Raw genomic sequence first — 24,604 nt, 5'->3', positions numbered from 1 at the left:
TTACGCTCCGGATAGTTTTCTAAAGAGAGATCGCACCCATTCGCGGTGCAGGCTCAGCGAACGTCCCATCACCACCACAACCAGCAGCGCCCCTGACAGCGCGCTCGACACCTGGTTGGGGATGCCGACCATCTGTAAACCCTGTTGCAGGTACCCCACCAGCAGCGCCGCCAGCGCCGTACCGATAACCGAACCGGACCCGCCGTAGATATTCGCCCCGCCGAGCACGGCGGCGGTAAGCGCGGGCATCAGCAGATCGCGCCCCAGATCCGAGCGCGCGGAGCCGAAATAGGAGACCATCACCAGCGCGGCAATGGCAGAGGCCACGCCCACCAGGCCGTACAGGGCGTAGGGCATGCCGTTGACCGACAGCCCCGCGTAGCGCGCCGCGCGCGGATTCTGGCCCATTAAAAACAGATGCCGGCCAAAGCGCCCGCGGTGGGTTATCAGCCAGAAAAAGAGAGCGATCGCCGCGAACAGCACCAGCGGGATCGGCAGCCCCAGCACCGTGAGGTTAGCGAAGGCGGTGAAGCCGTCCGGGAAGCCGCCGATGCCCTCGTAGCCCGTCGCGCCCGCCATGCCGGAGAGCAGCAGCGCCCCGCCGCCGTAGAGGTAAAGCGTGCCGAGGGTAATCACCAGAGGGCTGATGCCGGTGTAGTGGATCAGCGCCGCATTCACCAGCCCGCACAGCAGGCCGAGCAGCAGCGTCAGTGGAACGGCGAGCGCCATCGGCCACCCCGCCTGCATCATCACCCCCAGCGCGATGGCGCACAGGCCAATGGTTGAGCCCAGCGAAATGTCGATCCCGCCGCTGATAATCACCAGCGTCAGCGGCAGCGCCACGATGCCGATGCAGATGAAATCGCTGGTGCTGAACAGCAGCATGTTGACGTCGAGCATCCGCGGGTTGATGGCCCCAAAGAGCAGGATCTCCAGCACCAGCAAAACCAGCAGCGCGCTTTCCCAGCTAAGCTTCATTTATGCCACCTCTTTTTTGCGTACGGGAAACGGAGCGACGTGCTTTCCCCCTTTATTACCCGGCTGGAAGCGGCCGTACTTCAGCCCCCGCTGGTGTCTTGAGAGCGCCTGGCGCAGCCGCCCGTCGAGCACCAGCACGCCCAGCAGCACCAGCCCGGCGATAAAGTCATTCCACCAGGCCGGCAGCCGGAACAGCACCAGCACGGTGTCGATTTGGGTGAGGAAGAACGCGCCGAGGAAGGCGCCGATCAGCGTGCCGGTGCCGCCCAGCAGCGAGATGCCCCCGAGCACGCAGGCGGCGATGGCCTTCATCTCCAGCCCGCTGCCGGTCTGGTTGGGAACAAAGCCAATCTGCGCGGCAAACACAATCCCGGCGCAGGCCGCCAGCATGCCGTTGAGGGTAAAGGCGAGCATCCGCGTGCGGTTGACCGCCACGCCCAGCTGCCGCGCGGCGGCGAGATTGTCGCCCACGGCGTAGAAATCACGCCCGAAGGCGGTACGCGAAAGCGTCCATACGCCGGTGGCCACAATAAGCATCACCGCAATACCGAGCGGTGAAACGCCGATGACGGCTGGCTCAGAGAGGGATTTCAGCCCCGGCGGCAGCCCTTCAATCCACTTTCCGCCGGTCCAGAGGAGCATCGCCCCGCGGTACAGCCCCAGCGTGCCGAGGGTGGCGACTATGGCCGGAATACGCAGCCCCACCACCAGAAAGCCGTTGAACGCCCCCGCCAGCGCGCCAATCGACAGCGCGAAGAGAATGGAAACGGGCAGGCTGTAGCCGCTGTTCAGCGCCACGCCAACGGCGATGGCGGAGAGCCCGACGATCGAGCCAACTGACACGTCAATATTGCGGGTCAGCATCACCAGCGCGGCACCGGTTGCCAGCAGGATCAGGATCTGCGAGCTGGCGAAGATCATCCCCAGCGTTTGCAGGCTGAAGTAGGACGGATTAAGCGCCACCAGCACGGCAAACAGCGCAAGGATGGCGAGAAAGGCGCTCAGCTCGCGGTTCTTCAGTAAGATCTTCATGACTGCCCTCCAAACGCCAGCGCCATCATCCGGTCGAGGCTGACGGCGTGGCGCGGTAGTTCACCGCTGAGTACGCCCTGATGCATCACCAGCACGCGGTCCGCGAGGCCGGGGAATTCATCAAGATCGCTTGAGATCATTAATACCGCCACGTTCTGCGCCGCCACGCTTTTGAGCAGCTGGTAGATATCGGCGCGCGCCGAGACGTCCACGCCGCGCGTGGGTTCATCGACGATCAGCAACAGAGGATTGGCCTCCAGGCAGCGCGCCAGCAGCACCTTCTGCTGATTGCCGCCGGAGAGCGTGCGCACGGGCTGATCCGCGTGATTGAGCCTGATCCCCAGCGCCCGGTGATAGCGCTCCACCACCGCAGACTCCCGCCCGCGCTGCTGCCAGATCGATGGCTCGTTCAGCGCCACGGTGTTCCAGCGGACGGGCGCGTCGAGGAACAGGCCGGACACCTGTCTGTCTTCCGGCAGGTAGACCAGCCCTTTGGCCAGCCGCGCCGAAACGGCATCATGGCTGATATCCTGATTTTCCAGCCAGACGCGGCCCCCGCGCGCGGGGCGCAGGCCGTAAAGCGTTTCCGCAAACTCGGTACGCCCGGATCCCACCAGCCCGGCGAGACCGACGATCTCCCCGGCGTAGATCTCAAGGCTGAGATCGATAAACCCTTCCCCGGTGAGATCCTCAACCCGCAGCACCGGGAAATCCTGCGGCTGGGTGCGGCGGTTGCCCGGCAGCGCCAGCCACAGCTTTTGCGTATCGCTCAGGGCTTTATCGCGCCCCACCGGCGTCATGGCGGCGATCAGGGCGTTATCGTCAAACTGCGCGGTTTCGCCGCTGAGCACCACCGCGCCGTCGCGCATTACCGAGACGTGGCTCGACAGCATGCGGATTTCCGGCAGCTTGTGCGAGATGAAGACAATGCCAACGCCTTGCTCCTGCAGGGCGCGGATCTGGGAGAAGAGCCGTTCGGTTTCACCGGGCGTGAGGGAGGCCGTAGGCTCGTCGAGGATCAGGATCGTCGCGTTGCGCATCAGCCCGCGCAGGATCTCCACCATCTGCTGATCCGCCACCTCCAGGGTGCTGGCAGCGGCGTCGAGGTTAAGCTGGCACCGCAGCTGTTCCAGCTTCGCGGCGAGGCGTTTATCCCGATCGCGCCCGCGCGGCAGGCGGAACAGGATGTTTTCCCGCACCGTCAGGTTGGGGAACAGCAGCGGCTCCTGCGGCACCAGGTAAATGCCGAGCCCGTGCGCCTGCGCGGGCGTAAGCCGTGCAAAAGACTCACCGGCGACCGACAGTTCACCCCGATCCGGCGTTTCGACCCCGGCGACGATCTTCATTAGCGTCGATTTTCCCGCGCCGTTACCGCCCATCAGCGCGTGCACCTGCCCCGCAAGCAGCGTGAAATCAATGCCTTTCAGGACCGGCACGCCTGAGAACTGCTTGCTGATATTCCGCGCCTCGAGAAGTGGTGTCATCATCGCTCCGCTATTGAACAAATGATTTTTAGATTTAATAATGTTCAAAAGCGTAGACGGTGAACTATATTTACAACCGTGCAGGGATCACAGTTTTATCGATTAAGATCCAGATAAAACAGAAACCATCTTAAAGATCCGTTTTGTCGCGTGGCTCACATTTTCACGTCGCGCCATTACGAACATATGATCTAAATTTTTATAAGAGTTCAACTATGAGCGATAAACGCACTGCGGAAGAAGGACGGTTTGCCGGGCTGGCGCTGGCGGAAGAGGAGCTGGTGGCGCGCGTGGCCTGGTGTTACTACCACGACGGGCTGACCCAGAACGATATTGGCGAACGGCTCGGGCTGCCGCGCCTGAAGATCTCCCGCCTGCTGGAGAAGGGCCGTCAGTCCGGGGTGATCCGCGTGCAGATCAACTCCCGCTACGAGGGGTGCCTGGCGCTGGAAACCGAGCTCCAGCAGCGCTTTGGCCTGAAGCTGGTGCGCGTGATGCCCGCCCTTAATACCCCGCCGATGAACGTGCGGCTCGGCATTGGCGCCGCGCAGTCGCTGATGGGCGTGCTGGAGCCCGGCCAGCTGTTAGCGGTGGGGTTTGGTGAAACCACCATGAGCAGCCTGCAGCACCTGAGCGGCTTTATCAGCTCGCAGCAGATCCGCCTGGTGACGCTCTCCGGCGGCGTTGGGCCCTATATGACCGGTATCGGCCAGCTGGACGCGGCCTGCAGCGTCAGCATGATCCCCGCCCCGCTTCGCGTCTCATCCGCAGAAGTGGCCGGGATCTTAAAGCGCGAAACCAGCGTGCGGGACGTGATCCTCGCCGCCACCGCGGCCGACGTGGCGGTGGTCGGGATTGGTTCGGTGAACCAGCGCCGTGACGCAACGATACTGCGCTCCGGCTATATCAGCGAAGGTGAACAGCTGATGTACGCCCGCAAGGGCGCGGTCGGCGACATCCTCGGCTATTTCCTCAATGCCGATGGCGAATGCGTCGGGGAGCTGGAGATCCACAAAGAATTACTCGGCGTCACGCTCGATGAACTGGCGCAGCTGCCCACCATCGTTGGCGTGGCCGGAGGAGAAGAGAAAGCCGATGCGATTTACGCCGCACTGAAGGGTCGCCGTATCAATGGCCTGGTGACGGAAGAGACGACAGCCCGCGCGGTGCTGGCCCTGACGTAACGGGGGATGCCCTGCGCTAACAGCGAGGCAAGCTCATGAGTTACCTTTTAGCGTTAGATGCAGGGACAGGCAGCGTTCGCGCCGTTATTTTCGATTTACAGGGCAGCCAGGTTGCCGTCGGCCAGGCCGAGTGGAAGCACCTGAGCGTGGAGAACGTGCCGGGGTCGATGGAGTTCGACCTCGACACCAACTGGCGGCTGGCCTGCCGGTGCATTCATCAGGCGCTGGAGCGCGCGCGCCTGAGCGCGGCGGATATTCAGTCCGTCGCCTGCTGCTCGATGCGCGAAGGGATCGTGCTGTATGACCGCAACGGCGAGGCCATCTGGGCCTGCGCCAACGTCGACGCCCGCGCCAGCCGCGAGGTGGCCGAACTCAAGGAGATCCACGACGACCGCTTTGAATCCGAGGTGTATGAGGTTTCCGGGCAAACCCTTGCCCTGAGCGCAATGCCGCGCCTGCTGTGGCTGGCGCACCATCGGCCGGATATCTACCGCAAGGCCGCCACCATCACCATGATCAGCGACTGGCTGGCGGCGAAGCTTTCCGGCGAGCTGGCGGTTGACCCGTCGAACGCGGGCACCACCGGCATGCTGGATCTCTTCTCCCGCGACTGGCGGCCGGCGCTGCTGGACATGGCCGGGCTGCGCGCCGATATCCTCTCCCCGGTGAAGGAGACGGGGACGGTGCTGGGTGCCATCACCCGGGAGGCCGCACAGCAGAGTGGCCTGCGCGAGGGCACGCCGGTGGTGATGGGCGGCGGCGACGTGCAGCTGGGCTGTCTGGGGCTGGGCGTGGTCCGCGCCGGGCAAACGGCGGTGCTGGGCGGTACCTTCTGGCAGCAGGTGGTCAACCTGCCGCAGGTACGCACCGACCCCGACATGAACATCCGCGTGAACCCGCACGTTATCCCCGGCATGGCGCAGGCGGAGTCGATCAGCTTCTTTACCGGGCTGACCATGCGCTGGTTCCGCGACGCGTTCTGCGCCGAAGAGAAGCTGATTGCCGACCGGATGGGGATGGACACCTATTCCCTGCTCGAAGAGATGGCGAGCCGCGTGCCCGCTGGCTCCCACGGCGTGATGCCCATCTTCTCCGACGCGATGCATTTTAAGCAGTGGTACCACGCGGCACCGTCGTTTATTAACCTCTCCATTGACCCGGAAAAGTGCAACAAAGCGACGCTGTTCCGCGCGCTGGAGGAGAACGCGGCGATAGTCTCTGCCTGTAACCTGGCGCAGATTTCGCGCTTCTCCGGCGTAAAGTTTGAGAGCCTGGTGTTTGCGGGCGGCGGTTCGAAAGGCGCCCTGTGGAGCCAGATTTTAAGCGACGTCACCGGCCTGCCGGTGCGCGTCCCGGAGGTGAAGGAGGCCACGGCGCTGGGCTGCGCGATTGCGGCCGGAACGGGCGCGGGGCTGTTCGCGGATATGGCCTCGACGGGCGAGCGGCTGGTGCAGTGGAGCCGGGAGTTCACGCCGAACCCGGCGCACCGGGAGCTGTACGACGGCATGATGCAGAAGTGGCAGGCGGTGTATGCGGACCAGCTCGGGCTGGTGGACAGCGGGCTGACGACGTCGATGTGGGAGGCACCGGGGTTAGTAAAAACCCACACCCCTCACCCTGCCCCTCTCCCCAAAGGGGAGAGGGAAAAGACCAGATCGAGCTAACTCTTTAAGATCGCACCGGCTAGTCCCCTCTCCCCTTCGGGGAGAGGGTTAGGGTGAGGGGCATTATTTGAATCCCATCACATTCACCGCATTCCCCTTTTCCCTTTTACTCCCCGCTGGCTAAATTAGTAACTCATCCGACCACATAACAATAATTTTACACTGGAAGAGACTATGAGCCGCTACCCGTCGTTATTCGCCCCTCTCGATCTGGGGTTCACCACCCTCAAAAACCGCGTGCTGATGGGCTCGATGCATACCGGGCTGGAGGAGCGCCCGGACGGGGCCGAGCGTCTGGCGGCGTTCTATGCCGAGCGCGCGCGTCACGGGGTGGCGCTGATCGTCACCGGCGGCGTATCGCCCGCGCCCACGGGCGTGACGATGGAGGGCGGCGCGGTGCTAAATAACGCGAGCCAGCTGCCGCACCACCGCATTGTGACCGACGCGGTTCACCGCGAGGGCGGCAAAATCGCCCTGCAAATCCTGCACACCGGGCGCTACAGCTATCAGCCAAATCTGGTCGCGCCGTCGGCCATCCAGGCCCCCATCAACCGCTTCAGGCCGCATGCCCTCAGCCACGACGAGATCCTGGCGCTGATTGAGGACTTCGCCCGCTGCGCCGCGCTGGCGCGTGAAGCGGGCTATGACGGCGTGGAGGTGATGGGCTCCGAGGGCTATCTGATCAACGAATTTCTCGCCGCGCGCACCAACCAGCGCGAGGATGAATGGGGCGGCGACTATGCCCGCCGCATGCGCTTTGCGGTGGAGGTGGTGCGCGCGGTGCGCGAGCGCGCGGGTGCAGATTTTATCATCATCTTCCGCCTGTCGATGCTCGACCTGGTGGAGGGCGGCGGGACGTTCGATGAAGCCGTGCAGCTGGCGAAGGCGGTTGAAGCCGCGGGCGCCACCATCATCAACACCGGCATCGGCTGGCACGAGGCGCGCATTCCAACTATCGCCACGCCGGTGCCGCGCGCGGCGTTCAGCTGGGTAACGCGCAGGCTGAAGGGAAAAGTGTCTGTTCCGCTGGTCACCACTAACCGTATTAACGATCCGCAGGTGGCGGACGACGTGATATCACGCGGCGATGCCGATATGGTGTCAATGGCGCGCCCGTTCCTCGCGGATGCAGAACTGTTGTCCAAAGCGCAAAGCGGACGCGCGGATGAGATCAACACCTGCATCGGCTGTAACCAGGCCTGCCTGGATCGGATCTTCGTCGGCAAGGTTACCTCTTGTCTCGTGAATCCGCGCGCCTGCCATGAAACCACAATGCCTGTCGTTCCCGCGGTCAATAAAAAACGCCTGGCCGTCGTGGGCGCTGGACCAGCGGGCCTGGCGTTCGCGGTGAACGCCGCCTCGCGCGGGCACAGCGTGACGCTGTTTGATGCCGCCGGTGAGATTGGCGGGCAGTTTAATATCGCCAAACAGATCCCCGGCAAAGAGGAATTCTATGAAACCCTGCGCTACTACCGGCGGATGATCGAGTTGACGGGCGTAGATCTGCGGCTTAACCAGCGGGTGACGGCGGCCGATCTGCTGGCGTTCGACGAGGCGATCCTGGCAAGCGGGATCGCCCCGCGCACGCCTGCGATCGAGGGTATCGATCATCCGAAGGTGTTGAGCTATCTGGACGTACTGCGCGATAAAGCGCCCGTGGGGGAGAAGGTGGCCATTATCGGCTGCGGCGGTATCGGCTTTGATACCGCCATGTACCTGAGCCAGCCGGGCGAGGCCACCAGCCAGAATATCGCCGAATTTTGCGTGGAATGGGGAATTGATACCAGCCTGAGTCAGCCCGGCGGCCTGCGGCCTGAAGGGCCACTGCTGCCGAAAAGCCCGCGTCAGATCGTCATGCTACAGCGCAAAGCCAGCAAGCCGGGCGAAGGGCTGGGCAAAACCACGGGCTGGATCCACCGCGCCACCCTGCTGTCGCGCGGGGTGAAGATGATCCCGGCGGTGAGCTATCAGAAGATCGACGACGAGGGCCTGCACGTCACGATCGGCGGCGAACCGCAGCTGCTGCGCGTGGATCATGTGATTTTGTGTGCCGGACAGGAGCCAAAGCGGGATCTGGCGGATCTGCTGCGTGAGGCAGGTAAAACGGTGCATTTGATCGGCGGGTGCGACGTGGCGATGGAGCTGGATGCGCGGCGGGCCATTGCGCAGGGCACCCAGCTTGCACTGATTATTTAGCGACGACGTCCCAGCTTCACCGCTTTCAGCACCACGAACTTGTTGTTGGTGGCAACGGTGACGCAGTTGCCGAAAATCTTCTTCAGCTTGTGGAAGTAGTCAAGGTGGCGGTTCGCCACGATGTACAGCTCGCCGTTGATCTTCAGGCAGCGGCGCGCGTGGTGGAACATCTCCCAGGCGACGTTATCCGTCAGGGCGTGCTTCTGGTGGAACGGCGGGTTGCAGAACACGGCGTTGAAGCGGAATGGCTCCACGCCGGACAGCGCGTTGTTGATCATGAACTCGCAGCGGTCCAGCGCCTCCGGCATGTTGGTTTCCACATTCAGACGGCTCGACGCCACCGCCATCGGCGATTCGTCGCTGAACACCACGCTGGCGTCCGGGTTCTTCGCCAGCAGCGTCAGGCCAATCACGCCGTTGCCGCAGCCCAGGTCGACGATTTCCCCTTCCAGATTTTCCGGCAGGTATTCCATAAAGAAACGCGCGCCGATGTCCAGACCGGTGCGGGAGAAGACGTTCGCGTGGTTATGGATGGTCCAGTCTGTGCCTTCCAGCTTCCAGCTCAGGGTTTCTGGCGCGTCGGCCAGTTCCGGCGCGCTGAAGGTACAGTTGATCAGGCGCGCTTTTTTCCAGGCGAGCGTAGTGGTGGTCGGGCCCAGCACCTTCTCGAACAGCTCCAGCGTCGAGGTGTGAATGTCGCGCGCTTTGGCACCCGCAATGATGCGGGTTTCTGGCGTCACGACCTTGCGCAGCGCGCGCAGCTGCTGCTCCAGCAGCGCCATGGTTTTTGGCACCTTAATCAGCACCACGCCCGGCGCCTGCGGGTAGTCCGCGGTGCTGTCGAGGAACTTCACGCTGGACTCTTCGATATCGTTGTGACGCAGGTTTTCACGCGTCGCCAGCTCGCTCAGGTAAGAATCGCCGATGCTGTAAGGCGTGTGTGCCGCCAGGGCGCAGGCCAGCGCGCCAAACGCGTCATTCAGGATCAGCACCGGGCCGCTGATTTCAGCGTCATCCAACTGTTGCAGCAGATATTCATCCGCCGCTTCCCACGCCTGAAGCGGGTTAACGTCGTCCGTTTCCGGGAAACGTTTAAGGTTGAGTGAACGGAAACCGTTGTCTAAGTGGCTCATCGGCCCTCCTGAATGGTAAAATTTCGGCGTTATCCCTGAAAAGGGTGCGTGAGTATACCCGTTTTCAACTTATTTTGGGGTTTTGATGAACCAGCTGACTTATCTCCAGGGCTACCCGGAGCATCTGCTTTCCCAGGTCCGGACGTTAATTGCCGAACAAAAGCTGGGCGCGGTGCTGGAAAAACGCTATCCCGGCACGCACGATTTCGCGACCGATAAGGCGCTCTGGCAGTATACGCAGGATCTGAAAAACCGGTATCTGAAGAGCGCGCCGCCGGTCAACAAGGTGATGTACGACAGCAAGATCCACGTGCTGAAAAACGCGCTCGGCCTGCACACCGCCGTCTCTCGCGTGCAGGGCGGCAGGCTGAAGGCCAAAGCGGAGATCCGCGTGGCGACCGTATTTCGTAACGCGCCCGAAGCGTTTCTGCGGATGATTGTGGTGCACGAGCTTGCCCACCTCAAGGAGAAGGAGCACGACAAAGCGTTTTATGCCCTTTGCTGCCATATGGAGCCGCAGTACCACCAGCTGGAGTTTGATACCCGTTTGTGGCTGACGCATTTATCGTTAAAGAGTAATGCGCAGTAGCGCACGCGAAATGTCATGATGACGTGCTACAGTGGCTACAGGTTCCCTGCTACGGAGTACGTAAACGTTTATGATACGTTTCGCAGTCATCGGTACGAACTGGATCACGCGCCAGTTCGTCGACGCCGCCCACGAAACCGGCAAATATAAGCTCACCGCAGTCTATTCCCGCAGCCTTGAGCAGGCGCAGAGCTTCGCGAACGATTACCTGGTCGAACACCTGTTCACCTCGCTCGACGAGATGGCGCAAAGCGACGCCATTGACGCGGTTTATATCGCCAGCCCGAACTCCCTGCACTTCCCGCAAACGGCGCTGTTCCTCGGCCACAAAAAGCATGTGATCTGCGAGAAGCCGCTGGCCTCGAATAGTCAGGAAGTGGAAGCCGCCATTGCGCTTGCCCGCGAAAACCAGGTGGTACTGTTCGAAGCGTTTAAAACCGCCAGCCTGCCCAACTTCCTACTGTTGCAGCAGTCCCTGCCGAAAATTGGCAAAGTGCGTAAAGCCTTTATCAACTACTGCCAGTATTCGTCGCGCTATCAGCGCTATCTGGACGGCGAAAACCCGAATACCTTTAACCCGGCCTTCTCGAACGGCTCGATTATGGATATCGGTTTTTACTGTCTGGCCTCTGCGGTTGCGCTGTGGGGGGAACCACACGGCGTGACGGCCACCGCCAGCCTGCTGGACAGCGGCGTGGACGCTCACGGTATCGTGGTGCTCGACTACGGTGATTTCAGCGTGACGTTGCAGCACTCGAAGGTCAGCGACTCCGTGCTGCCAAGCGAAATTCAGGGCGAAGACGGCTCGCTGGTGATCGAAAAAATCTCCGAATGCCAGAAGCTGAGCATCGTCCCGCGCGGCGGAAAAGCGCAGGAGCTGACGCAGCCTCAGCATATTAACACTATGCTCTATGAGGCAGAGGTCTTCGCCCGTCTGGTAGAAGACAATGAAGTGAACCACCCCGGGCTTGCGATAAGCCGCACCACGGCGAAGCTGCAAACGGAGATCCGCCGACAGACCGGCGTGGTCTTCCCCGCAGACGGCATGAATGCGGAAGCTATCGCGTAAAGCTGTGTAATGAAACCGTGCAGAGCATTGACGAAATCAATGTTCTGACATATTTTGTTACCTGCAAAGGGGAGTAACTTCTTCGCCGGTGGATCGTCATTACGATGCGTGCAAAACCGCATCCGGTCGCCGGGCAACCTTCATGGTTGTAAGTGAGACCTTGCCGGAAGGCGAGGTCTATGCATAAAAAGCTAACGGCTATCGTCTTCTGACCATAGCCGTTTTTGTTTTTTTATGTGTAAGGAAAATAGTATGCATTCTGTCGGCACTCCAATGCTGTGGGGCGGATTCGCGGTTGTCGTGCTCATCATGCTGGCGATCGACCTCTTTTTGCAGGGCCGCCGCGGCGAGCACGGCATGAGCGTTAAGCAAGCCGCCGTCTGGTCGCTGGTGTGGGTATCCCTCTCACTCCTTTTCTGCGCCGCCTTCTGGTGGTATCTGGCCTCGACCGAAGGCCGCGCGGTGGCCGATCCTCAGGCTCTCGCCTTCCTCACCGGTTATCTGATTGAAAAAGCGCTGGCGGTAGATAACGTCTTCGTCTGGCTGATGCTGTTTAGCTATTTTGCCGTGCCTGCGGCTCTGCAGCGCCGCGTGCTGGTGTACGGCGTGCTCGGTGCCATCATCTTGCGTACCATCATGATCTTCGCCGGCAGCTGGCTGATTACCCAGTTTGAATGGCTGCTGTACGTGTTCGGCGCATTCCTGCTGTTCACCGGCGTCAAAATGGCGCTGGCAAAAGAAGACGATACCGGTATCGGTGATAAGCCGCTGGTGAAGTGGATCCGCGGTCATCTGCGCATGACGGACAAGATCGAAAGCGAGCATTTCTTCGTGCGCAAGAACGGCCTGCTGTTTGCCACCCCGCTGCTGCTGGTGCTGATTCTGGTCGAGCTGAGCGACGTGATTTTCGCGGTAGACAGTATCCCGGCTATCTTCGCGGTCACCACCGACCCGTTCATCGTGCTGACCTCTAACCTGTTCGCGATCCTCGGCCTGCGCGCGATGTACTTCCTGCTGGCGGGCGCGGCGGAGCGTTTCTCGATGCTGAAATACGGCCTGTCGGTGATTCTGGTCTTCATCGGTATCAAGATGCTGATCGTCGATTTCTACCATATCCCGATCGCCATTTCGCTCAGCGTGGTGTTTGGCATTCTGCTGGTGACGCTGGTTATTAATACCTGGGTTAACCGCCAGCACGATAAAAAGCAGCAGGCGGAGTAATCCCCTCTCCCCGGCCCTCTCCCTACAGGGGAGAGGGTGAACACACTTTTGTAACGCAATAGTTAAAAAATATGACGCAACACGTAAAATCCAGCATTTTACGCTTCCGCCTTTCCCCGCTTTCCGTGATACTCAACCAGGCAAACAAATATTTACATCCTGAAATAAATGTGACTTAGAGCACATCCAGGATGGAACGCAATTTCACTTAGGAATTTAGTATGAGCACACAATCTAAAGGCCTGCTGGCGCGTATCACGCAGGGCAGCCTGGTTAAACAAATCCTGGTAGGGCTGGTTCTGGGGATCCTGCTGGCGCTGGTGTCAAAACCTGCCGCGGAAGCGACAGGGTTACTCGGCACCCTGTTCGTGGGCGCGCTGAAGGCCGTTGCGCCGGTGCTGGTTCTGATGCTGGTCATGGCTTCCATCGCCAATCACCAGCACGGACAAAAAACCAACATTCGTCCGATTCTCTTTTTATATCTGCTGGGCACGTTTTCTGCTGCGCTGACCGCGGTGGTCTTTAGCTTCCTCTTCCCGTCCACGCTGCATCTGACCTCTGCGGCGGGCGACATCACGCCGCCTTCCGGCATCGTGGAGGTTCTGCGTGGCCTGCTGATGAGCATGGTGACAAACCCGATTGATGCCCTGCTGAATGCAAACTACATTGGCATCCTGGTCTGGGCGATCGGGCTTGGCTTCGCCCTGCGTCACGGCAACGAAACGACAAAAAACCTGGTCAACGATATGTCCAACGCCGTGACCTTTATCGTGAAGGTCGTCATTCGCTTTGCGCCGGTCGGTATCTTTGGTCTGGTGTCGTCTACGCTTGCGACAACCGGCTTTGACGCGCTTTGGGGTTATGCACAGCTGCTGTTTGTGCTGGTAGGCTGCATGCTGCTGGTGGCGCTGGTGATCAACCCGCTGCTGGTGTTCTGGCAGATCCGCCGCAACCCGTATCCGCTGGTATTGACCTGCCTGCGCGAAAGCGGCGTATATGCCTTCTTTACCCGCAGCTCGGCGGCGAACATTCCGGTTAACATGGCGCTGGCGGAGAAGCTGAACCTGGATCGCGACACCTACTCGGTTTCCATTCCGCTGGGTGCGACCGTCAACATGGCGGGTGCAGCGATTACCATCACCGTGCTGACGCTGGCGGCCGTGCATACGCTGGGTATTCCGGTCGATCTGCCAACGGCGCTGCTGCTGAGCGTGGTGGCGTCGCTGTGCGCCTGCGGCGCATCCGGCGTGGCGGGCGGTTCACTGCTGCTGATCCCGCTGGCCTGTAATATGTTTGGCATTCCGAACGAAATTGCCATGCAGGTTGTTGCGGTCGGCTTCATTATCGGCGTCCTGCAGGACTCCTGCGAAACCGCGCTGAACTCCTCAACGGACGTGCTGTTCACCGCGGCGGCCTGCCAGGCAGAAGACGCGCGTTTAGCGAAGAACGCCCTGCGCGGATAAAGCAAAACGGCAACCCTGAGGTTGCCGTTTTAGTATTTGCCCCCTCTCCCCGTGGTGTATGGTCCGGGGACATAGTGAACACTTGTTCGGGGACATGGTAGACACTTACAACTAAGGCATAAGAACCCGCTTATGGAGTCGCTTATGCCCTGGGATGCGAGAGATACCATGTCATTACGTACCGAGTTTGTTTTGTTCGCCTCGCAGGACGGGGCGAACATCCGTTCCCTCTGCCGTCACTTTGGCATTTCACCTGCCACCGGCTACAAGTGGCTTCGCCGCTGGGGAGAGGAAGGTGCCTCCGGCCTTCAGGACCGCCCGCGCATACCGCACCATTCCCCGAACCGCTCATCTGACGACATCACTGCCCTGCTGCGTATGGCCCATGACCGCCATCAACGCTGGGGCGCGCGCAAGATAAAGCACTGGCTCGAAGACCAGGGGCACACTATGCCCGCCTTCAGCACCGTCCATAACCTTATGGCCCGCCATGGTCTGCTGCCGGGCACTTCACCGGGCATTCCCGTCACGGGACGGTTCGAACATGACGCGCCGAACTGCCTCTGGCAGATGGATTTTAAGGGCCACTTTCCCTTTGGCGGTGGCCGCTGCCATCCGCTCACCCTGCTGGACGACCACTCCCGTTTTTCCCTGTGCCTGGCGCACTGTACCGATGAACGGCGCGAGACCGTGCAGCAGCAGCTGGTCAGCGTGTTTGAACGCTACGGCCTGCCGGACCGGATGACAATGGACAACGGCGCCCCGTGGGGAGATACCACCGGCACCTGGACGGCGCTGGAGCTGTGGCTGATGCGCCATGGTATCCGGGTGGGGCACTCCCGGCCGTATCATCCGCAGACGCAGGGCAAGCTGGAGCGTTTTCACCGCAGCCTGAAGACGGAGGTGCTGCAGGGGAAGTGGTTCGCGAACGAGGGCGAACTGCAGCGCGCCTTCGACCACTGGCGGACGGTCTATAACCTTGAACGCCCGCATGAGGCGCTGGATATGGCGGTACCGGGCTCGCGGTATAAGCCGTCTGCACGGCAGTACAGCGGCAACACACCGCCCCCGGAATACGACGAGGGCGTGATGGTCAGGAAAGTGGATATCAGCGGAAAGCTGAGCGTGAAAGGGGTAAGTCTGAGCGCAGGCAAGGCGTTCAGGGGAGAACGGGTCGGGCTGAAGGAGATGCAGGAAGACGGCCGCTACGAGGTGTGGTGGTACAGCACGAAAGTGGGGGTGATCGACCTGAAGAAAAAGTCGATCACCATGGGTAAAGGATGTTAAAAAGTGTTCACCATGTCCCCGAACACCTGTCTACCATGTCCCCGGACCGTACAGTGGAGAGGGTTGGGGTGAGGGCACCAGCCCGCACCCAGCTTACAGCGTCACACCACTCTTAAAAATCGCCAGCTCGCGGAAGTCGTTCTTCTCGTTACAGGTCTGCCTGCCGCTGGCGAACTCTGCGATAGCGTCCACGAACTCGGTCAGCAGCTGCGGCATCGCTTTGCCGTGGATCAGCTGTCCTGCGTCGAAATCGATCCAGTGCTTTTTCTTTGCCGCCAGCTCGCTGTTGGTGGCAATTTTAACCGTCGGCACAAACCCGCCGTACGGCGTACCGCGGCCGGTACTGAACAGCACCATGTGGCAGCCCGCCCCCGCCAGCGCGCTGGTGGCGACCGCATCGTTACCCGGCGCGCTCAGCAGGTTCAGGCCGTGGGTTTTCAGGCGTTCGCCGTAGCGCAGAACGTCCACCACCTGGCTGGCGCCCGCCTTCTGGGTGCAGCCGAGGGATTTCTCTTCCAGCGTGGTGATCCCCCCCGCTTTGTTACCCGGCGACGGGTTCTCATAAATCGGCTGGTTGTGGGCGATAAAGTACTGTTTGAAGTCGTTCACCATGGTGACGGTCTTTTCAAACGTCTCTTCGTCGCGGCAGTGGCTCATCAGAATACGCTCCGCGCCGAACATCTCCGGCACTTCGGTCAGCACCGTGGTGCCGCCATTGGCAATCACGTAATCCGAGAAGCGGCCCAGCATCGGGTTGGCGGTAATGCCGGAAAGCCCGTCAGATCCGCCGCACTCCAGGCCAAACTTCAGTTCGCTCAGCTTGCCCGGCTCGCGCCTGTCGTGACGCATCACCTCATACAGCTGATGCAGCTGTTCAACGCCCGCCTCCACTTCGTCATCCTGATGCTGACACACCATAAAGCGCACTCGCCCGGGATCGAAGTCGCCCAGCGTTTCGCGAAAGGCATCCACCTGGTTGTTTTCACAGCCGAGGCCAATCACCAGCACCGCGCCCGCATTCGGATGACGCACCATGTTTTGCAGCATGGTGCGGGTGTTGATGTGGTCGTCACCCAGCTGGGAGCAGCCGTAGGTGTGGCTGAACAGGTGCACCCCGTCGGTGCCTTCGGCACCGCTGGTCTCTTTCAGGAAGCGCGCCTGGATTTGACGCGCAATCCCGTTCACGCAGCCGACGGTCGGGAGGATCCACAGTTCATTGCGGATCCCCACCTCGCCGCTGGCTCGGCGGTAGATCTGCACCTCACGATCGGCCGCCTGGGCTTCTTCCGTCTGAAAATCAGGTTGATAGCTGTACTCGTCCAGATCGCTGAGGTTGGTGCGGGTATTGTGGGAATGAATGTATTCACCCGGCGCAATATCCGCCAGCGCGTGACCGATAGGCAAACCGTACTTCACCACGTTCTCCCCTTTCCCAATGGGGATCAGGGCAAACTTATGGCCACGCCCAATGGCCTGGCGCAACGTCACCGACTGGTCGTCGAAGGTCACTTCCGTCCCTTCGGCTAAATCTGCCAGCGCGACGGCAACGTTATCCAGCGAATGGATTTTGATGTATTGCATATCAACCTCAAGCGGCCTTAGTTCAGTTCAATGGCGAAGTAGTCACGCGCATTGTTAAAGCAGATGTTTTTCACCATTTCGCCCAGCAGCTGGATATCCGCTGGCGCTTCGCCCGCGTGCACCCAGCGGCCAATCATCTGGCACAGAATGCGGCGGAAATATTCATGACGGGTATAGGACAGGAAGCTGCGGCTGTCGGTCAGCATGCCGACAAAGCGGCTTAACAGGCCAAGCTGCGCCAGCTGCGTCATCTGACGCTCCATGCCGTCTTTCTGGTCGTTAAACCACCAGCCGGAGCCAAACTGCATCTTGCCCGGCATCCCTTCCCCCTGGAAGTTGCCGATCATGGTGCCCAGCACTTCGTTATCGCGCGGGTTCAGGCAGTAGAGGATGGTTTTTGGCAGCAGGTTTTGCTCGTTCTGTTTGCTCAGCAGCTTAGACAGCTCTTCCGCCAGCGGACGGTCGTTAATGGAGTCAAAGCCGACGTCCGCGCCCAGCAGCATAAACTGGCGCTGGTTGTTATTACGCAGCGCGCCGATGTGATACTGCTGAACCCAGCCGCGACGGGCATATTCCGCACCAAGGAACACCAGCACCGCGGTTTTGAACTGGGCGACTTCATGCTCGCTTAACTGTTCGCCGGAGAGACGACGCGCCAGAATGCTGTCCAGCTCGGCTTCGTTAGATTCCGCGAACAGCACCACGTCCAGCGCGTGGTCAGAGACCTTACAGCCGTGCGCGGCGAAGTGATCCAGACGTTTGGTGAGCGCCGTTTGCAGATCGGCGAAACGACGGATGTCGGTATCGGAGACTTCCGCCAGCTTCGCCATGTAGTCGTTAAAGGTTGCCTGCTCGATGTTGAAGGCTTTATCCGGGCGCCAGCTTGGCAGCACCTTGATGTCAAACGCGGCGTCTTTGGCGACCACCGCGTGGTGCTCCAGAGAGTCGATCGGATCGTCGGTCGTCCCCACCATCTTCACGTTCATCTGCTTCATGATGCCGCGCGCGGAGAAGTTGTCCTGCGCCAGCAGGTCGTTGCACTGGTTCCAGATTTCATCCGCGGTGGCTGGAGACAGCAGCTTGCCGGTGATGCCAAACGGACGACGCAGCTCAAGGTGCGTCCAGTGGTATAGCGGATTACCGATGGTGTGCGGAACGGTAGCGGCCCAGGCGTCAAACTTCTCGCGGTCGGTGGCGTCGCCGGTACACAGGCGCTCGGCCACGCCGTTGGTGCGCATCGCTCGCCATTTATAGTGGTCACCCTTCAGCCAGATATCATACAGGTTTTTGAAGCGGTAATTTTCGGCAACCTGCTGCGGCGGTAAATGGCAGTGGTAGTCGAAAATCGGCTGGTCTTTTGCGTAGTCGTGGTACAGGCGGCGGGCAAATTCGGTATCTAACAGAAAATCGTCGGTCATAAACGGCGTCATTATCGTCTTCCTCATTACGGGAGCGGCAGAAAGCTTATGTTCAGATGCTGCAAAGTTATCACACCAATTTCCAGAGGCCGACGTTTTTTTCGTGAGTTAGATCAATAAACGTCGACAAATAAATTACCCTCAAAGGGGTAAACCCTCTCACAGACCGCGCCAGCACTGGCTTCATCCACGCCGCGGAATATCCCTACAAAGATTCACACTTTTGTGATGTCACTCACCTTTTAAAGTTGTATGACAAGTTATCGTTTCGCCGTCGCAAACACTATGCCGACGGAATGCATTACCGGTGCTTCACACCGGATTTAACGGTACGGAAACCGACTTAAGCACGATTACTTATGGCAAGGTTCGGGCCGTTCCGGGACACGCTCCCGGTTACGCCCCTCCCGTTACAGAACAGCTCCCGATAACGGTTGAGCTGTTGCCGTGTCCCGACACGGAAATAACATAACGATGAGGTTTTACATGCGTAAAATTAAAGGGTTACGTTGGTACATGATTGCACTGGTGACGCTCGGCACCGTGCTGGGCTACCTGACGCGTAACACCGTGGCAGCCGCGGCGCCAACGTTGATGGAAGAGTTACATATCTCCACGCAGCAATACTCTTACATCATCGCGGCGTACTCTGCCGCTTACACCGTAATGCAGCCTGTTGCAGGTTATGTTCTTGATATTCTGGGTACAAAAATTGGTTACGCCTTCTTCGCCGTTGCCTGGGCCGTCTTCTGCGGCGCGACCGCACTGGCAGGAAGCTGGGGCGGGCTGGCGCTGGCGCGTGGTGCGGTTGGTGCCGCCGAAGCGGCGATGATCCCGGCGGGGCTGAAGGCCAGCTCCGAGTGGTTCCCGGCAAAAGAGCGCTCCATTGCGGTAGGCTACTTCAACGTGGGCTCGTCCATCGGGGCGATGATTGCGCCGCCGCTGGTGGTATGGGCCATCGTGATGCACAGCTGGCAGATGGCGTTCATCATCTCGGGCGTACTGAGCTTTGCCTGGGCGATGGCGTGGCTGATTTTCTATAAACACCCGCGCGATCAGAAAAAGCTGTCTACCGAAGAACGCGACTACATTATTAATGGTCAGGAATCGCAGCATCAGACCGATAACGGCAAAAAGATGTCCGTCTGGCAGATCCTCGGCACCCGTCAGTTCTGGGGTATCGCCCTGCCACGCTTCCTGGCAGAACCGGCCTGGGGCACGTTCAACGCCTGGATCCCGCTGTTCATGTTCAAAGTTTACGGCTTTAACCTGAAAGAGATCGCGATGTTCGCCTGGATGCCAATGCTGTTCGCGGACCTGGGCTGTATCGTGGGCGGCTACCTGCCACCGCTGTTCCAGCGCTGGTTTGGCGTGAACCTGATTGTTTCCCGTAAGATGGTGGTCACCCTGGGCGCGCTGCTGATGATCGGCCCGGGCATGATCGGTCTGTTCACCAGCCCTTACGTTGCTATCGCGCTGCTGTGTATCGGTGGTTTTGCTCACCAGTCGCTGTCCGGCGCGCTGATTACGCTCTCTTCCGACGTGTTTGGCCGTAACGAAGTTGCCACCGCCAACGGCCTGACCGGCATGGCCGCCTGGACAGCAAGCACCATGTTCGCCCTGGTGGTCGGCGCGCTGGCAGACACCATCGGCTTCAGCCCGCTGTTCGCGGTACTGGCAATCTTCGACCTGCTGGGCGCGGTGGTGATCTGGACGGTGCTGAAAAGTAAATCCGCCGACGAACTGGCGAAAGAGTCCCTCGGGGGACCGGCGACGCAGAGTTAGCGCTGCGCCACCACCCGGCAAAATCTTCGCAGAAGCCGCCTCCGGGCGGCTTTTTTGATGGCAAAATCTGGAGACTGGCACGCAAAAGTGGTATAACAAATCATTCGCGGTACCCTGCCTGGAGCGTATATGGAAATCACCGAATCACGTCGTTTATATCAACAACTTGCTGCCGAGCTGAAAGATCGCATCGAGCAAGGTGTCTATCTTGTCGGTGATAAACTTCCCGCCGAGCGTTTTATCGCGGACGAGAAAAGCGTCAGCCGCACGGTGGTGCGCGAAGCCATCATCATGCTGGAAGTGGAAGGCTACGTTGAGGTGCGTAAAGGCTCCGGCATTCACGTGATTTCCAACCAGGCAAAGCACTCTCCGGCCCCGGACGAAAGCCTGGAGTTTGCCAGCTACGGTCCGTTCGAGCTTCTCCAGGCTCGCCAGCTGATCGAAAGCAATATCGCGGAATTTGCGGCGACTCAGGTGACCAAGCAGGACATCATGAAGCTGATGGAAATTCAGGATCACGCGCGTAAGGAGAAATGTTTCCGCGATTCCGAATGGGACCTGCAGTTCCACGTCCAGGTCGCCCTTGCAACCCAGAATACGGCGCTGGCGGCAATCGTAGAAAAAATGTGGACTCAGCGCGTTCACAACCCGTACTGGAAGAAACTGCACGATCACATCGATTCCCGCACGGTGGATAACTGGTGCGACGACCACGATCAGATTCTTAAGGCGCTGATTCGTAAAGACCCGCACGCGGCGAAGCTGGCGATGTGGCAGCATCTGGAAAACACCAAACAGATGCTCTTTAATGAAACCAGTGATGACTTTGAATTTAACGCAGACCGCTATCTTTTTGCCGATAATCCGGTCGTTCATCTCGATACTGCGGCCAATCTCGCAAAATAAGCCCCTGGGCTGCTGGCAGGCGCACCGCTGCGCCTTCCGGCGATGCAGGGTAAGAAAACCTCTATAGTGTCAGCCTTTGTAAAAAGTCTCGCTCCCCTTCATGGCTTACGCCAAAATCACGTTTCCCCTCAAATTCTGTGACGCAGAACGTCGGGCTTTGTTACAATTGGATTCACTTCGTTATTTTGTAAGTTAGTGCTTGCTAACCAGCCAATTAACAGGGAACAGTGTTGGCCACGCATCAATGTGTCCGCGAGCGACCATAATGAAATCACTACAATGTCGCCGTGCTGTTTTTCCCGAATGACAGGCGTGACGTTAACCGATTTCCAGGAACACTGAATGGAACTTTTGACCCAACTACTGAACGCCCTCTGGGCTCAGGATTTCGAAACGCTGGCCAACCCGTCCATGATTGGCATGCTCTATTTTGTCTTATTTATGATCCTGTTCCTTGAGAACGGTTTGTTGCCTGCCGCCTTTTTACCGGGCGACAGTCTGCTGGTGCTGGTCGGGGTACTTTGTGCAAAAGGGGCGATGGCCTTCCCGCAAACGGTATTGCTGTTAACCATTGCCGCCAGCCTGGGCTGCTGGGTGAGCTATATTCAGGGGCGCTGGCTGGGCAACACGCGTATCGTCCAGAACTGGCTTTCGCATCTTCCGGCACATTACCACCAGCGGGCGCACCACCTTTTCCACAAGCACGGGCTTTCCGCGCTGCTGATTGGCCGCTTCATCGCGTTTGTTCGCACCCTGCTGCCCACCATTGCGGGCCTGTCTGGCCTGAGCAGCGCGCGCTTCCAGTTCTTTAACTGGATGAGCGGCTTGCTGTGGGTTCTGATCCTGACCACGCTCGGCTACGCGCTCGGCAAAACGCCGGTATTTATGAAGTATGAAGATCAGCTCATGTCCTGCCTGATGCTGCTGCCGGTCGTCCTGCTGGTGTTTGGTCTGGTAGGTTCACTGGTTGTGCTGTGGAAGAAGAAATACGGAGCCAGGGGTTAACGATGGTTATCTCCCCGCTCGCCCTCCGCCGCTTCTCTTATGCCATCGTCGCGCTGATGATGTTAAGCACGCTCATCCTGCTGTGGTCTGCGCTACAGCATCAGGAGTCGACGCTGGCTATCCGCCCTGTGAGTCAGGGAGCCAGCGTGCCGGATGGTTTTTCCATCTGGCATCATCTGGACGCAAACGGGATCCGCTTTAAAAGCATTACGCCGCAAGACGATGTGCTGCTGATAAAATTTGACTCCAGTGCGCAAAGCGCCGCGGCAAAAGCCGTGCTGGACCGAACGCTGCCTCATGGTTATATCATCGCGCAGCAGGACGATGACAGCCACGTGGCCTCCTGGATGTCACGGTTACGCGACACGTCGCATCGATTTGGTTAACGACTACTATTCCGAATATTTTCACCTACTTTGGTGAAACTCCCGTTTACTTACTATGCTTAAGTACGCGGAGCACCCCTCAGATGTTCTCCGCATAGTTCTGGAACACGGCTTACGCCGTAACACAATGGAAGGTTTCTATAATGAAATACCGCATCACCCTGGCTCTGGCCCTTTTTTCGTTAAGCACAACTTCCTTCGCAATGTCTCTTTGTCAGGAGAAAGAACAGGATATCCAGCGCGAAATCAGCTATGCCGAAAAGCATAACAACCAGCACCGGATCGACGGTCTGAAAAAAGCGCTGAGCGAAGTGAAAGCCAACTGTTCCGACAGCAAGCTGCGTGCCGAACATCAGGAAAAAATCGCTGAACAGAAGGACGAGATAGCCGAGCGCCGTCAAGACCTGCAGGAAGCGAAAGAGAAAGGGGATGCGGAAAAGATTGCCAAGCGCGAGAGGAAGTTACAAGAGGCGCAGGACGAACTGAAAGCGCTGGAAGCTCGCGATTATTGAGTTAACGGAAATCTCAACAGGAGAGAATCATGTCAAAAGATACAACTTCAGAAAATCTGCGCGCTGAGCTGAAATCCCTGGCGGACACTCTGGAAGAGGTGCTGAACTCCTCTGCCGATAAATCGAAAGAAGAAGTGAGCAAGCTGCGCAGTAAAGCGGAGCAGGCGCTGAAAGAGAGCCGTTATCGTCTGGGTGAAACCGGTGATGCGCTGGCGAAACAGACCCGCGAAGCAGCAGCACGCGCAGACGAATATGTACGTGATAATCCATGGACTGGCGTAGGGATTGGTGCCGCAGTAGGTGTGGTGCTGGGCGTTCTGCTGACGCGTCGTTGATTATGGAAGATCCTCGTCACGCACAAGGGCCTGCTAAAAACGTCCTCGGCATCGGCCAGCGTATTCTTACGACGCTGGTCGGGATTGCCGAAACGCGCGTCCGGCTGGCGGTAGTGGAGCTGGAAGAGGAGAAAGCCAATCTCTTCCAGATGCTGCTCATGCTTGGGCTTACGATGCTCTTTGCCGCGTTCGGGCTGATGAGCCTGATGGTGTTAATCATCTGGGCTATTGACCCGCAGTATCGTCTGAACGCGATGATTGCGACCACGGTGGTTCTGCTGGTTGCCGCGCTGATAGGCGGTATCTGGACTCTGCGTAAAGCGCGTACGTCGACCTTCCTGCGCCATACGCGTCAGGAGCTGGCCAACGATCGCGCCCTGCTGGAGGATGACAAGCCGTGAGCGACAAAGCCGAACGTCAGAAGCGAAAAGCGTATCTGCTGAGCCAGATCCAACAGCAGCGGCTGGACCTGTCCGCCAGCCGTCGCGACTGGCTGGAGCTGACCCAGCGTTATGACCGCGGCTGGAATACCATCCTGAGCTTGCGTTCGTGGGCGCTGGTTGGCAGCAGCGTGATGGCTATCTGGACGATTCGTCATCCAAATATGCTGATTCGCTGGGCGCGCCGCGGCTTCGGCGTCTGGAGCGCATGGCGTCTGGTGAAGGCCACGATTCGTCAGCAGCAGCTGCGGTAAAAAGCAAAACGGTAACTCAGGTTACCGTTTTTTGTTTTTGCGCCCTCTCTCTTCAGGACAGTGCTGGCGTGAGGGCACCAGCGCGCATTCCCTTACTCAATATCTTTGAAGAAGATTGACAGTTTTCCTTGCTAACAATTGCTACCCGCCCCGTTTACACTCCTCTCCATCGACAGCAAAGACGCGGTATCTACCCGAATTTGCACATAAATAAAGTTAAGCCGCTGATGTGGTTCCCTGGAGAGTAAAATGAAAAAATTAGAAGATGTTGGTGTACTGGTAGCACGTATCCTGATGCCTGTTCTGTTTATCGTGGCAGGCTGGGGCAAAATCACCGGCTATGCTGGCACACAGCAGTATATGGAAGCCATGGGCGTGCCGGGGTTCCTGCTGCCGCTGACCATCCTGCTTGAGTTTGGCGGCGGCCTGGCGGTACTGTTCGGTTTCCTGACCCGCACCACGGCGCTGTTCACCGCCGGCTTCACCCTGCTGACCGCGTTCCTGTTCCACAGCAACTTTGCGGAAGGCGTGAACTCCCTGATGTTCATGAAAAACATGACCATCGCAGGCGGCTTCCTGCTGCTGGCCATCACTGGCCCGGGCGCATACAGCATCGACCGCCTTCTGAATAAGAAGTGGTAAGCACGCTATACTGACTGAACTGAAAGCGAGGAGATCTCTC

Annotated in this window: 22 protein-coding genes and 1 pseudogene; 17 read left to right on the top strand and 6 right to left on the bottom strand. The window is 59.3% G+C overall.

What is annotated here, in order from left to right:
• Genes lsrD through lsrA form a run of 3 tightly spaced genes read right to left on the bottom strand, consistent with a single transcriptional unit; the run spans position 1 to position 3,494 of the window.
• Complete coding sequence (gene lsrD, locus MOQ06_RS01890; RefSeq protein WP_193355039.1) at positions 1 to 978, bottom strand: autoinducer 2 ABC transporter permease LsrD; 978 nt, start codon at positions 976 to 978, stop codon at positions 1 to 3.
• Positions 979 to 2,010, bottom strand: coding sequence for an autoinducer 2 ABC transporter permease LsrC (gene lsrC / locus MOQ06_RS01885; protein ID WP_242170384.1), 1,032 nt, complete (start codon positions 2,008 to 2,010; stop codon positions 979 to 981).
• Positions 2,007 to 3,494 carry an autoinducer 2 ABC transporter ATP-binding protein LsrA gene (gene lsrA / locus MOQ06_RS01880; protein ID WP_242173191.1) on the bottom strand — a complete coding sequence of 496 codons (1,488 nt, stop codon included), beginning with the start codon at positions 3,492 to 3,494 and terminating at the stop codon, positions 2,007 to 2,009. Before lsrA ends, lsrC begins: the two co-directional genes overlap by 4 nt.
• Before the next feature lie 215 nt (positions 3,495 to 3,709).
• On the opposite strand from lsrA, the gene lsrR reads away from it, so the two are divergent.
• The 3 genes from lsrR (at position 3,710) to MOQ06_RS01865 (ending at position 8,538) form a co-directional block, all read left to right on the top strand.
• On the top strand, positions 3,710 to 4,678 hold the full coding sequence (lsrR, locus tag MOQ06_RS01875) for a transcriptional regulator LsrR (RefSeq protein ID WP_148418387.1): 969 nt from the start codon (positions 3,710 to 3,712) through the stop codon (positions 4,676 to 4,678).
• A 35-nt stretch (positions 4,679 to 4,713) separates the two neighbouring features.
• Positions 4,714 to 6,342 carry an autoinducer-2 kinase gene (lsrK, locus tag MOQ06_RS01870; protein ID WP_242170381.1) on the top strand — a complete coding sequence of 543 codons (1,629 nt, stop codon included), beginning with the start codon at positions 4,714 to 4,716 and terminating at the stop codon, positions 6,340 to 6,342.
• A 174-nt stretch (positions 6,343 to 6,516) separates the two neighbouring features.
• Positions 6,517 to 8,538: an NADPH-dependent 2,4-dienoyl-CoA reductase gene (locus MOQ06_RS01865; RefSeq protein WP_242170378.1), complete on the top strand. Its 2,022-nt coding sequence runs from the start codon at positions 6,517 to 6,519 to the stop codon at positions 8,536 to 8,538.
• Here the strand turns inward: MOQ06_RS01865 and rlmG are convergent.
• A complete protein-coding gene (rlmG, locus tag MOQ06_RS01860; RefSeq protein ID WP_242170374.1) occupies positions 8,535 to 9,671 on the bottom strand; it encodes a 23S rRNA (guanine(1835)-N(2))-methyltransferase RlmG in 1,137 nt (378 codons plus the stop codon). The genes MOQ06_RS01865 and rlmG overlap by 4 nt on opposite strands.
• A gap of 85 nt (positions 9,672 to 9,756) precedes the next feature.
• Here rlmG and MOQ06_RS01855 point away from each other — a divergent pair, with 85 nt between their 5' ends.
• The 5 genes and pseudogenes from MOQ06_RS01855 to MOQ06_RS01835 form a co-directional block, all read left to right on the top strand.
• Positions 9,757 to 10,260, top strand: a complete 504-nt coding sequence (locus tag MOQ06_RS01855; RefSeq protein ID WP_242170371.1) for a M48 family metallopeptidase — start codon at positions 9,757 to 9,759, stop codon at positions 10,258 to 10,260.
• Between the two features lie 70 nt (positions 10,261 to 10,330).
• Positions 10,331 to 11,329 (top strand): Gfo/Idh/MocA family oxidoreductase, encoded by a 999-nt coding sequence (locus MOQ06_RS01850; RefSeq protein ID WP_242170369.1) that lies wholly within the window; start codon positions 10,331 to 10,333, stop codon positions 11,327 to 11,329.
• Positions 11,330 to 11,581: 252 nt separating this feature from the next.
• Positions 11,582 to 12,550, top strand: coding sequence for a TerC family protein (locus MOQ06_RS01845; protein WP_176609419.1), 969 nt, complete (start codon positions 11,582 to 11,584; stop codon positions 12,548 to 12,550).
• A 221-nt stretch (positions 12,551 to 12,771) separates the two neighbouring features.
• Positions 12,772 to 14,013: a serine/threonine transporter SstT gene (gene sstT, locus MOQ06_RS01840; protein WP_148418380.1), complete on the top strand. Its 1,242-nt coding sequence runs from the start codon at positions 12,772 to 12,774 to the stop codon at positions 14,011 to 14,013.
• Positions 14,014 to 14,145: 132 nt separating this feature from the next.
• Positions 14,146 to 15,297: pseudogene (locus MOQ06_RS01835) on the top strand (IS481 family transposase); the annotation flags it as partial.
• Positions 15,298 to 15,393: 96 nt separating this feature from the next.
• On the opposite strand, the gene MOQ06_RS01830 reads toward MOQ06_RS01835, so the two are convergent.
• Positions 15,394 to 16,881, bottom strand: a complete 1,488-nt coding sequence (locus tag MOQ06_RS01830) for an altronate dehydratase family protein (protein WP_148418379.1) — start codon at positions 16,879 to 16,881, stop codon at positions 15,394 to 15,396.
• Between the two features lie 17 nt (positions 16,882 to 16,898).
• Positions 16,899 to 18,311, bottom strand: a complete 1,413-nt coding sequence (gene uxaC, locus MOQ06_RS01825) for a glucuronate isomerase (RefSeq protein ID WP_242170366.1) — start codon at positions 18,309 to 18,311, stop codon at positions 16,899 to 16,901.
• A 474-nt stretch (positions 18,312 to 18,785) separates the two neighbouring features.
• On the opposite strand from uxaC, the gene MOQ06_RS01820 reads away from it, so the two are divergent.
• From MOQ06_RS01820 to MOQ06_RS01780, 9 genes are all read left to right on the top strand, one after another.
• Positions 18,786 to 20,084, top strand: a complete 1,299-nt coding sequence (locus MOQ06_RS01820) for an MFS transporter (RefSeq protein ID WP_148418377.1) — start codon at positions 18,786 to 18,788, stop codon at positions 20,082 to 20,084.
• Positions 20,085 to 20,213: 129 nt separating this feature from the next.
• A complete protein-coding gene (exuR, locus tag MOQ06_RS01815; protein WP_242170363.1) occupies positions 20,214 to 20,990 on the top strand; it encodes a transcriptional regulator ExuR in 777 nt (258 codons plus the stop codon).
• 342 nt (positions 20,991 to 21,332) lie between these two features.
• On the top strand, positions 21,333 to 21,995 hold the full coding sequence (gene yqjA / locus MOQ06_RS01810; RefSeq protein ID WP_022649475.1) for a DedA family general envelope maintenance protein YqjA: 663 nt from the start codon (positions 21,333 to 21,335) through the stop codon (positions 21,993 to 21,995).
• A 2-nt stretch (positions 21,996 to 21,997) separates the two neighbouring features.
• A complete protein-coding gene (mzrA, locus tag MOQ06_RS01805) occupies positions 21,998 to 22,381 on the top strand; it encodes an EnvZ/OmpR regulon moderator MzrA (RefSeq protein WP_148418375.1) in 384 nt (127 codons plus the stop codon).
• A 143-nt stretch (positions 22,382 to 22,524) separates the two neighbouring features.
• Positions 22,525 to 22,893 (top strand): DUF1090 domain-containing protein, encoded by a 369-nt coding sequence (locus tag MOQ06_RS01800; protein WP_148418374.1) that lies wholly within the window; start codon positions 22,525 to 22,527, stop codon positions 22,891 to 22,893.
• Between the two features lie 29 nt (positions 22,894 to 22,922).
• On the top strand, positions 22,923 to 23,228 hold the full coding sequence (locus tag MOQ06_RS01795) for a YqjD family protein (protein ID WP_003862645.1): 306 nt from the start codon (positions 22,923 to 22,925) through the stop codon (positions 23,226 to 23,228).
• Between the two features lie 2 nt (positions 23,229 to 23,230).
• The gene (locus MOQ06_RS01790; protein ID WP_148418373.1) at positions 23,231 to 23,629 is read left to right on the top strand and encodes a phage holin family protein; all 399 of its coding nucleotides are present in this window, start codon (positions 23,231 to 23,233) and stop codon (positions 23,627 to 23,629) included.
• On the top strand, positions 23,626 to 23,922 hold the full coding sequence (locus tag MOQ06_RS01785) for a YqjK-like family protein (RefSeq protein ID WP_148418372.1): 297 nt from the start codon (positions 23,626 to 23,628) through the stop codon (positions 23,920 to 23,922). Before MOQ06_RS01790 ends, MOQ06_RS01785 begins: the two co-directional genes overlap by 4 nt.
• A 249-nt stretch (positions 23,923 to 24,171) precedes the next feature.
• Positions 24,172 to 24,564, top strand: coding sequence for a DoxX family protein (locus MOQ06_RS01780; protein WP_148418371.1), 393 nt, complete (start codon positions 24,172 to 24,174; stop codon positions 24,562 to 24,564).
• Positions 24,565 to 24,604: the final 40 nt, after the last annotated feature.

It is taken from the genome of Enterobacter sp. I4, from assembly GCF_022669095.1.
GTDB lineage: Bacteria > Pseudomonadota > Gammaproteobacteria > Enterobacterales > Enterobacteriaceae > Enterobacter > Enterobacter pasteurii.
This window is presented reverse-complemented; position numbering and strand designations above follow the sequence as displayed.